The organism is Streptomyces sp. NPDC051822, assembly GCF_044452745.1.
In the GTDB taxonomy this organism is placed as follows: Bacteria; Actinomycetota; Actinomycetes; order Streptomycetales; family Streptomycetaceae; genus Streptomyces.
Map to the genome: position 1 here is coordinate 232962 of NZ_JBITBZ010000007.1, position 10666 is coordinate 243627.

Here is a 10666-nt window from a genome sequence, read left to right on the forward strand (position 1 = left end):
ACGCGGCCACCCCTCAGCCCGGCATCGGCACCGGGGCGCCCTGCCCGCCTCCGCGCGCGTACAGCCTTACCAGATGTGGCAGTTCGTACTGGGCCGCGTGCGCGGTCACCTCGCCGCACGGGGAGGTGACCATTCCGGCGTCGATGAGCGCCTCCACCACCCGTACGGCATGCCGCTCGTCGCAGCCGAGGGCCTCGGCCGCCTCGCTCAGGCCGAAAGGACCGTCGCCGGTGCCCGTCGCCAGCCGTCCCGCGTTCCGGCCGCAGTCCCCGGGCAGCGCCTCCCACCCCTGGGCCAGCCACCGCCGTACGGACACGTCCCCCGAGGTCAGTTCGTCGAGCGCCCCGGCCGGGTCGGTGAGCCGGTCCGCGAACTCCCGCAGAGGTACGTGGCGGAGCACCGCGAGCCGCATGCCGCTGACCCGCACCGCCAGCGGCGACCCGCCGCACGCCCGCACGATGCGCAGGGCCGCCTCCCGGTCGGCCCGTACCCGGCTCTGCCCGACGAGCCCGGCGAGCAGTTGCAGCGCCTCGGCGGTGCCGAGGGGCGGCACGGGAATGCGGTGCACGGGCGCAAGACCGCCCAGTTGGCCGCGTGCGGTGAGCAGCACCCTGCCGCGTCCGCCGTACGGGAGCAGGGGCCGGACGGCGCGCTCGTCGGGCACGTCGTCGAGGACGACCAGTGCGCGGTGTTCCGCGAGCCACGTGCGGAAGGCCTCGGGCCCCGAGAGCCCGGTGACGCCCGCCCCACGGCCGATCTCCGCCAGGACCGCGGGCAGCGTGCGGGTGGCCCCGTCGGCCGCCCGCAGGGAGACGCAGATACGCCCGTCGGCGAAGCGTTCGCCGAGCCGGTGGGCGGCCCGCACCGCGAGGGTGGTCTTCCCGGCCCCGGCGGGGCCGGACAGCAGCACGACGCCGCTGCCGTCGGCGTCCTCCAACCCGTCGGCGAGACGGCGCAGTTCCTCTCCGTGTCCCGTGAAGTCGACGAGGTCGGGCGGCAAGAGGGCGGGCACGCGGCGGGTCGGGGCGGGCACGCCCTGCCGCCCGGCACGCGCGTCCGCCCCTGCCCCGCCGGAGCCGCCAGAGCCGGGACTGTCAGAGCCGCCGGAGCCGCCAGGACTGTCGGAGCCGCCGGAGCCGCCCGTGAGGATCGCCCGGTAGCTGGCCGCCATGGCCCCGCCGGGCTCCAGGCCCAGCTCCCGGGCGAGGAGCTGCCGGTAGTCGTCGTGGACCGCGAGCGCCTCGGCCTGCCGGCCCGCCTCGCTCAGCGCACGCATCCAGGCACAGCGGAGCCGCTCCCGCAGCGGGTGGCGCTCCACCAGGTCGCGCAGCCCCTCGACGACCACCGAGGCGCCGCCGACGGCCAGTTCGGCCTCCGCCCAGCTCTCGTACGCCGTCAGGTGGCGCAGCTCAAGCCGCTCGGCCTCGTCGGCCAGCCGGGGCGACTGCCGCAGGTCGTCGCCGAACGGCGGCCCCTGCCACAGGCCGAGGGCCTGCCGCAGCAGTCGGGCGGCGGGCTCGGGTGCCTGTCCCTCTGCGGCCCTCACCAGGGAGCGGAACCGGAGGAGGTCGAGTTCCTCATCGGCGACGCGCAGGGCGTATCCACCGCAGGTGTGGGTGAGCCGCGGCCGGTCGGGGTCGTCCTCGCCGAGCAGCGCGCGCAGGGCGCTGACGTACACCTGGAGGTTCTTGCGGGCGGTACGAGGGGGTTCCTCCGGCCAGACCGCGTCGGTCAACGTGTCGATGGACACCGGGGAGTTGGCGGTTCCGAGCAGCGTCGCGAGCACGACGCGCTGTTTCAACGGGCCGAGGGACAGCGCCCGGTCGTCGCGGTGGACCGTGAGGGGGCCGAGGACGGAGAACCGGAGTGTGCCGGGTGGCGCCACGGGCTGCGCGGACGGACGCGACATCGAGCGAACCTCCGTAGGGGGACGGGAGTTGGTCGGTCGGTTCGATGATCCACCGCCCGGATCCGCCGCACATCGGTGCCGGACCCGCAGAGTCGCACCGTCGGCGGCTACGGCATGGGGGACCGCACCCCCATACGGACCGCCCCCACCCCCATCCCGAGCCCGCCGCCCCCCACGAACTCCCGAGAACCTGTCCCCATGGTTCGACGCCGCACACTGACGCCGGGGCTCAGGCTCGGGCTGACGCTCAGGCCGGCCGTCCCCGTGCCCCCGCACCGGGCGGCGCCTGTTCGTCCGCCCGCTCCGCCGACAGGGCGCAGAGCGCCGAGCGGTCCACGCAGCCGGTCTTGGTCATCAGGCTCGCCATGTGCTTCTCCACCGTGCGGGGCGAGATGCAGAGGCGCTGGGCGATCTGCTGGTTGCCGGGCCGTTCGCCGAGCAGGGCGAACACCTCGTACTCGCGCGGGGTGACACCCGCCGTCCGCAGCTCCGCGGGAATGCGCTCCCGGCCGCCCCTGCGCTGCCGCACGCTGATCCCCGCCCGCCGCAGGACGGCCCGGCAGGCCCCGGCCACCGGCGGCACGCCCGCCTCGTGGAAGTACTCCTCCGCCGTGCGCAGCCAGGCGACCGGCTCGCCCCAGGCATCGTCGAGCGCCGCCTCGGCGACGAGGCGCAGGGCGAGGTGCCAGGCCTGCGGGAACACCGTCGCGGCGCGGCCGGCCTCCTCCACGGCACGCCGAGCGCCGTCGGGGTCGCCGTCCCGGCCGCGCAGGACCGCGTCGGCCATGCCGAGGAACATCCGGTTCCAGGCCAGCTGCCCGCCGGGCGAGGCCAGCGCCTCCCGAAGCACCTCTCGGCCATCATCAGCCCCGGGGCCACCACGGTCGCCGTCGAGGATCCACAGCAGCGGGCGGAGCCCGTACCGGCCGCTGAGGTAGAAGAAGCTCGGGTGCTCGCGCTCCCAGGCGGCCGCCGCGTCGAGTTCGGCCGTCGCCCGCTTCCGGTCCTCCGCCATCAGCGCGCCGACGGCCTGGCACAGTCCCCGCTGCAGCGGTACGAGCATGGACTCCTCGCCGCCCGCCCGCCGGAACCGGACCAGGGCCCGGTCCTGCTCGCGGGCCCGCCCCTGGTGCGCGGCGAGCATCGCGTCGACGAGGAGCAGATAGCGGTGCGCCGACAGGTTCTGGAGACGCGCGCTCGCCTCCACCGACCGCGCGACGATCTCCCCTGCCCTGTCCCATCGCCCGGCCAGCACGCTCTGCATGGCGAGTGACCCGTCGACGGTCTGGAGCAGGGCCAGGGAGCCGAGTTCGTGGGCCGCCGCGCGGGCGGTCTCCAGCCGGGTCGCCTCTCCGGTCCGCATGAACGCGTTGGTGCCGAGCCGTACGAGCGCCTCGGCCCGGCACACCGCGAGCCGGTGCTTCTCCGCGACCTCCAGCATCCGCACCAGGCAGGCGTCGGCCTCGTCGAACCCGCGCTCCCGCGACAGCAGCGCGAGCAACTGCCAGGCCCGGCAGGCCACCACGGGCCGGCCGCGCTGCTCCGCGGTGAGCGCGGCACGTCTGGCGGAACGTTCCGCCAGTTCGAGTCGCTCGCGACCGCTCCGTCCTTCCCCGCCCTGTCCGTCGCCCCGGCCGCCGTGCTCAGGCAGCAGCGCGAGATGGCCCTCGACCACGACGAGCGCCGCCTCCTGCTCCGGATGCGGCGCGCCCCCGAACAGGACGCGGGCCGCCCGGATCCGGCGGCGCGCGTCCTCCTGCCGCTCCGCCATGGCCGCCACCCACGCGACCTGCGTGTGCGCCTGGGCCCTGTCCTCCGCCAGGCGCGACCCGGCGGCCACCGGGGGAAGGTCGTCGAGCAGCGCCGACGCCTCGTCGAGCCGCCCGGACTCGGCCTGTGCGATGGCGAGTTGTACGGCGACCTCGTCCCGCTCCTCGTCGGCCGCGAGCCCTCGGGCCCGCTCGAGCAGGACGGCGGCCGAACCCGACGCTCCGGCGTCCAGCATCTGCCGCCCCACCTGGGCGAACTGCCGGGAGGCCGTGGCCTTGTCGCCCGCCGCCAGCCACAGGGTCGCCACCAACTGCCGCTCCTCGCCGGAGAGCGGGCCGACGGACTCCTCGATGGCCGAGGCCGCCCGCCGGGCCAGCGCGGCCTGCTCGGCGGGCGGCAGCGAGGCCCTGAGCGCGTCCGCGGTCAGGACGTGGCGGAAGGTGTAGTCGTCGTGGGCGGCCCCGTCCGGGGCGATGATCCCCGCCTCCGATGCCGAGCGGAGGTGGGCGAACAGCGCCCGGTCGTCGAGCCCCGTCACCGCCCTGAGCACCCCTACGGAGAACCGGCCGCCGAGGGTCGCCGCGATGAGCAGCAGGTCGCGCACCGGTTCGTCGAGCCGGTCGAGCCGGCGCGCCCAGCTGCGCACCGCACCGGTGGGCACGGTCGCCTCGCCCTGGTCCGCCAGCTGCCACCGGCCGTCGGCCCTGCTCAGCCGTCCCGTGTCCAGCAGGTCGGCCAGGAGCACCTCCAGGAGATACGGGTTCCCGCCCGCGCGCTCCGAGAGGGTGCGGTACGCGGCCGGGGGAACCTGCCCCGGTCCCGCGTCCAGACACGCGTCCACCATGTCCCGTACGGCCGCGTCGTCCAGCGGCCCCAACTCCCGCAGCGCGGCGGTGTTGCGCAGCTCAGCGGCGAGCGCGAGGTCGAGCGCGGGGCCGGGGTCGGGCCGGAGCGTCCCGACCAGCAGGACCGGGAGGTCCGCCACGTTGTCGGCGACGTACTCGACGACGGCGATCGTCTCGGTGTCGGAGTCGTGCAGGTCCTCCAGGAGGACCGCGCAGCCCCGCTCCCGGCCGAGCACCGCGAGCAGTCTCAGTAACGCCTCGGCCATCTCGACCAGCGAGATCGCATATCCGGGCGCCGCGGCGCCGGACCGCCATTCCGGTATGAGCGCGGCCAACGCGGGCCGGTAGGGCAGGAGTTCGGGGTCGTCCGGGGCACCCGCCGCCCGGAACCGGGAGGACAGCGCCTCGATCAGCGGCCGGAAGGGCACGACGAGCCCGGTGGACGTGGCGCGGCCACGCAGTACCGGCATGTCCAGGTCGTACGCGCGGAGGGCGCACTCACCGGCCAGCCGGGACTTGCCGATCCCCGCCTCGCCGACGAGGAACACGGCTTGTCCCGCGCCCCTCCTGACGCTCCCCAGGGCATCGCCCAACAGCCCGATCTCGGCTTTCCGCCCCACGATGACCGACGACGTCGCGCGCATGGCCGCAGGCTACTTGCTCCCCTCCGCTCACGGCAGGGGGCATGGGGAGGGGCCGGGGGATCCCCCGGCCCCAGCCCCGACACACCTAGAGGGACAGGGGGACGGTGCAGGTGGTGTACGGCGTGTCCAGGGAGGCGGCGGCGCCGAGGCCCCCCGTGCCGAGCAGCCTGCTGCGCAGCCCCAACGCCCCGCCGGCCCCGAACGTCACCTCGCCCACCGGGTGGTCCTGCGCCGCGGTCTCCGCGCCGGTACCGCCGTCGACGTACGTCACCGAGTCACTGATCTGCATGGGTCCTCACTCGTCCTTGGTCCGCAGGAGTGGTGGTCGTGCTGGTGTGTGCGGTGGTGCGATGAACTGGTGGTGCCGTGTGCCGGTGGTGCTGGTGGTGCGGTGTGCCGGTCGTGCTGTCGGAGTGGTAGGAGTGGTCGGTGGGGTCGTACGGTCGGTGCTAGGGGCCCTCCGTCGCGACGGCATCCGAGCCGGACGTCCGCAGGAGCAGCAGGGACGGCACCCGGTCAGGGAAGCCCGCCCGGAGGAGTCCGTGTCCGATCCCCGAGAGGCCGGTCAGCAGCCCCGGGTGGGCGACCCCGTCCGGGGCGCCGCTCAGGGCACCGGTCTCCTCGACGGACGCGAGCAGCGCTCCGGCCCGCCGTACCCAGTGCGGCCGTGCTTCCGGGAGGGTGCTGTGGCCCAGGAGTTCGCACAGTCCGGCCTCCCCGTGGCAGAGGCTGTCGTCGGGCGCCGGCCGGTCCCGGCCCAGCTCCTCGACGGCCGCTCGGGACCATGCCGCGAGGAAGGGGTCGTCCAGGGCGCCCGGAGCGTCGAGCACCGCGAGTGCGATGCCGGCGCGCCCACGGCACCAGGCCGACGCCCGGGCGTCCTCCGCGGATCCACCGGCCGGCGAGCGGACGGGGACTCCCCCGTGGCCCCCGTCCTGCTCACCGCCGACCGCCGCGCGGAGCGCGGCGAGTCCCGCGGCCCGGGCCCTGTCACCGGCGGCGCTGTCACCGCCGCCGTCGGCCGCTTCCGCCTCGGCGAACCGCAGCAGGGCCCAGCCGATCCCGGCGGCGCCCGTCGCGAAGCCCCGCCCGGCGGCCGTGCGATCGGCGGCGGCCAGCCGGTCGGCGCAGGCCCGCGCGTCCCGCCGGATCTCCCGCGCCGCATCACCGGAACCGGAGCCGGAGCCGGAGCCAGAACCAGAACGGGAGCCGAAGCCGGAACACCCAACGGCCGCCTCCCGCGCCGCGAGGAGCGCCGCGAGCCCCCCGGCGACGCCCGCCCCCACCCCGTACTCCCGCTCGGCCCCCGCCGCCGGTCCGACCAGCCGCAGCGTGGCGGACGCCCACGCGGCGACCTCCGGGTCGTCGAGGAGTCGTCCTGTCTCGGCGAGCGCGTACGCGATGCCACCGAGGCCCGAGAAGGCCCCCGAGCCGACCGCTGCGAGGTCCCCGGGCCGCGCGGCGAGCGCGTCGAGCAGTCGGGGCACCGGCGCGAGGGCGGTGCGGGCGGCCTCGGCGTAGTGCGCGACCCCGGTGAGCGCCGCCAGCTGGGCGAGGAAGAGAGCAGGTCCCGTGTAGCCGCCTGCCAGGTCGGCCGGCATCGGGCCGATCCGCCAGTACCGGTCGTCGAGGAGTTCCAGGCCGATCCAGTTGCCGCGCGAGCCGTCGCGGTACGCGAGGGAGACCAGCTGGTCGCCGACGGACCGGGCCGCCGAGAGGAGCCGCTCCGGTTCGGGGGCGCGGTCCGCCGTGCGGGTGCGGCGGCCCCCGGCGGGGCGGTGGGCCGGCGTGCGGGAGGTCGTGGCCATAGCGGCCCGCACGATCCGTTCCTGGTCCTGCCGGTCGACGGTGTCCAGCGCGGCGAGTTTCGCGGCGACGCGGGTGATTCCCGCCTGTTCCAAGCGGCCCGCCGCCGGCCGCCGGGGCGCGCCCCACAGGCGGTCGCCGCCCGGCCGGGCGGTGAACAAGGGCACGTCTCCGGCCCAGAGTTGCGCGATCTCCTCGGCGACGAGACCGGGTTCGAGGACCGGGCCGAACACGTCGGTCCGCAGGGTCTCGAAAACCTGCTGCCTGGTGTCCGCGTCCTTCAGCAGATCGGGGTGTGTCGACTCGTCGAGCAGGGTGCTGTAGATCCAGGTGGGGCGTACCACCACGCGTATCTCGTCCTCGGCGAACGCGGTCAGCGGGCCCGTCTCGTGGAGGAGTTCCTCCCTGGCCGTGCTGATCGCCGTGTATCCGGCGCGGAACCCGGCGCAGAGTGCCTCGACGTGGGCTCCGGGCTCGACGGGCCCGCCGTCCGCGAGGCGTGGCCGGTTGGCGGACTCGCCGAACCTGCCCGCCCGGCGCACCAGGCGCATCCGGTCGGTGCCCGGATCGGCCCAGTCCGCCCTGGCCACCGGCGACAGCGCCTCGTGCCCGCCGCCGACGGCGGACACGTCCAGGGCGCTGTGGTCGCCGACGAGCAGCTGGGGCAGCAGCCCGACCCGGTACACCGAGTCGTGGAGGGCGCGGGCCGCCGGGTCCTCCGTGGCGGCGGCGCCCTGCACCGGCGGGTGGAACAGGGTCTCCACGTCGACGAGCACCGGATGGGCGCCGACGGCGATCAGGTTCTCGTGGTGCAGATCCGTCCCGTCGAGGAGGTGCAGGAGCGCGAGCAGGGCGCCCTGGCGCCGGTAGAACGTCTCGACCTCCCCGACATCGGCGCAGGGTCGCGCGGCGACGAACTCCACCCATCCGTAGCCGCCCCGGTCGAGCAGTCGCAGGGTGCGGAGGTCGACGGCGTCGGGCAGCCGGTCGAACCAGGCGACGAGGTCGTTGAAGTGGCGGTGCACGGCGAGGGGACGGGGCTTGTAGACCAGCCGGGTCCCGTCGGCGAACCGCAGCAGCATCACGCTCCGGCCGCCCCGGTGTCCGTCGCCGGCCGCGGTCTCGACTCCCACGAGCAGCCCCGGGTCACCGTCGGGGCCACCCAGGAGACCGGCGGTCAGATCGGTGTGGTCGGCCGCGAGCCGTTCCAGCGCCTCCACGACCGCGTCCGCGGCGTCGAGCGCGGCCCGTCCCAGGATCCGCGCGAGGACCGGCCGTCCGGCCAGCAGTGCCGCCAGGCCGCGCCGGGACGCCGTACGCCCGAGGAAGTCACGGAACCTGGCCCGGGAGTCCTCTCCGTCCAGGCGCCCAGCGGTCCGGGCCTCGTGCAGTTCGAGGACCAGCGTGCGCGCCGCCGCCCGGGCGAGCCTGCCGCTGAGCTGCCGCTCCAGGTCCTCCCGTACGGCGGTCATGTCGACGAGCTCCCGGACCCGCTCCGACACGCCCCGGTCGAGCCGCTCCCCCGCGCGGGCGGTGAACGGCCGCAGGACCCACGCGAAGCCGCTCAGGCCCGGATACTCCACGTCGGGCGCCACGGCCTCCTCGGGAGCGGTGGCCGCCACCTCCTCGGCCAGCGCGGCCCAGTCGGGGCGCCCTCCGGCCCCGGGCCCGCCGCCGGATCCGCCCGCGGATTCCCCGACGGGTCCGTCCCCGGCTCCCCCCACGGGTCCGTGCGCGTCGCCGCCGTCGTAGCCGCCGGAGACCTGCCCTGCCTCCCACCAGCGCTCGACCGCCGACAGCGAAGCCTCGGCCCGCCCCTGTCCCGTCCCCGCCGCCATCGTCCCTCCCCCGCCGTCCGGTGCGCCTCTCGGTGCCTCACCCGATCCTGGTACGGACGGGCCCCGGCGACATGGGGAATGGACCCCCATGTTCTCCACCCGTGCGCGGAGGCACGGGTGGAACCCCGGTGAGACGCGGATGACGCTCGGATGAGGCCGGCGGATGAGGCCGGCGGATGAGGTCCGCGGTCAGGCCGGCCGGCGGGCCTCGATCAGGAAGCGCGTGGTGTGGGCGACGAACGGGCCCTCGGTCTCCAGCCGCACGTGCAGTTCCCGCAGCCGGTCGCGGTACTGGTCGACGGTGAACCCGGGCACCATCCAGATCACCTTCCGCAGGAAGTAGATCACCGCGCCGACGTCGAGGAACTCCGTGCGCAGGGACTCCGAGCGCAGGTCCACGACCTCCAGTCCGGCCGCCTCCGCGTCCCGCCGCGCGTCGTCGGGGTGGCGCGCGCGGCGCACCTCCTCGGTCTGCGGGCCGAGGAAGTACTCGACCAGCTCGAAGACGCTGGACGGTCCGACCTGCTGGGAGAGGTACGTGCCCGCCGGCCGCAGCACCCGCGCGATCTCGTCCCACCAGACGGTCACCGGGTGCCGGCTGACCACGAGGTCGAACGCCTCGTCGGCGAACGGCAGCGGCGGCTCGTCCTCGTCCGCCACGACCACCACGCCGCGTGGGTGCAGCAGCCTGGTGGCCTTGGCCACGTTCGGCGGCCAGGACTCGGTGGCCGCCACCAGGTCCGGCAGCTTCGGCACCCCGGCGAGCACCTCCCCGCCGCCGGTCTGGATGTCGAGGGCGGCCGTGGCCGCCGCCATCCGTTCGCCCATCATGCGCTGGTAGCCCCATGACGGGCGCTGCTCGGTGGCCCGTCCCTGGAGCCAGGAGAAGTCCCAGCCCTCCGTCGGGGCCGACTCGGCCTCCCTGACCAGATCCTCGAACGTTCGCGCCATGTCTTGATCGTCTCAGCTCGGCGGGCGGATCGGCGAAGACGTCTCCGACGACCGAAGATCACCGTTTCCTTCGTTCGAAGTGGTCGTTGCACCCAAAGATCCATTGGGGTGACGAAGAGTCACCGTCGAACCGAAAGAACGTGTCCCACGTGAGTGTCACCTTCGAGGACCTGTGGTTTCCCCCCGACCGGCCCGTGGCGTCCCCCGTCGGCGCCCGGCTCTTCTGCGTCCCGCACGGCGGGGCGGACGGGTCGGTGTTCCGGCCCTGGCAGAGCGTGCTGGGGCCGGCGATCGAGGTCGTCCCCGTCCAGCTGCCGGGACGGGGCGTCCGGATGGCGGAGCCTCCCGAGACGTCGGTCGTCCGGCTCGCCGAGCGGCTCGCCGGCCCGCTCGCCGACCGCGCCGAGGGACTCCCCTACGTGCTGTTCGGGCACAGCATGGGGGCCCTTGTCGCGTACGAGCTGGGTCTCGCCCTCCAGGACGGCCCCCGCCCGCCGGCGGCGGTGGTGGTCTCCGGCACCGTCCCTCCGCACGTGCCGCGCGGCACGGCGGCGATGCACCTGCTCCCTGACGAGGAGTTCCGCACCCGTCTCGGCGTGCTCGGCGGGATTCCCCCTGAGCTGCTCGCCGAGGAGGAGTGGCTCGAACTCTTCCTGCCGCTGCTGCGGGCCGACTTCGAGGCGGCCGAGACGTACCGGACCGGCAGGACGCTGTCGGGCGGTGTACGGCTGGTCGCCCTCGGCGGCGCCGACGACCCGGCGGCCCCGCCCGCCGAGGTGGAGCGCTGGCGCGAGCTGGGCACCGATGTGACGGTCCGTATCCTCCCCGGCGACCACTTCTTCCCCTTCTCGTCGAGCGACCGGGTCCTCGATCTGGTGTCCGCGCTCTGCGGCCCTCACTGAT

The 10666-nt window shown here is 75.3% G+C and carries 6 protein-coding genes; 1 reads left to right on the plus strand and 5 read right to left on the minus strand.

Annotation, left to right across the window (positions count from 1 at the left end):
* Positions 1 to 13: 13 nt before the first annotated feature.
* The 5 genes from ACIA8N_RS22675 to ACIA8N_RS22695 all read right to left on the minus strand — a co-directional run bounded on the left by ACIA8N_RS22675 (position 14) and on the right by ACIA8N_RS22695 (position 9763).
* Entirely contained in the window at positions 14 to 1909 is a 1896-nt protein-coding gene (locus ACIA8N_RS22675; protein WP_365778996.1) for a BTAD domain-containing putative transcriptional regulator, read from the minus strand.
* Positions 1910 to 2156: 247 nt separating this feature from the next.
* Positions 2157 to 5168 carry an AAA family ATPase gene (locus tag ACIA8N_RS22680; protein ID WP_365778998.1) on the minus strand — a complete coding sequence of 1004 codons (3012 nt, stop codon included), beginning with the start codon at positions 5166 to 5168 and terminating at the stop codon, positions 2157 to 2159.
* An 85-nt stretch (positions 5169 to 5253) separates the two neighbouring features.
* On the minus strand, positions 5254 to 5457 hold the full coding sequence (locus ACIA8N_RS22685; RefSeq protein WP_030208670.1) for a hypothetical protein: 204 nt from the start codon (positions 5455 to 5457) through the stop codon (positions 5254 to 5256).
* 160 nt (positions 5458 to 5617) lie between these two features.
* Complete coding sequence (locus tag ACIA8N_RS22690) at positions 5618 to 8812, minus strand: type 2 lanthipeptide synthetase LanM family protein (protein ID WP_365779001.1); 3195 nt, start codon at positions 8810 to 8812, stop codon at positions 5618 to 5620.
* 189 nt (positions 8813 to 9001) lie between these two features.
* Positions 9002 to 9763, minus strand: coding sequence for a class I SAM-dependent methyltransferase (locus ACIA8N_RS22695; RefSeq protein WP_365779003.1), 762 nt, complete (start codon positions 9761 to 9763; stop codon positions 9002 to 9004).
* 149 nt (positions 9764 to 9912) lie between these two features.
* Here ACIA8N_RS22695 and ACIA8N_RS22700 point away from each other — a divergent pair, with 149 nt between their 5' ends.
* Positions 9913 to 10665, plus strand: a complete 753-nt coding sequence (locus ACIA8N_RS22700; RefSeq protein ID WP_365779006.1) for an alpha/beta fold hydrolase — start codon at positions 9913 to 9915, stop codon at positions 10663 to 10665.
* Position 10666 lies beyond the last annotated feature (1 nt).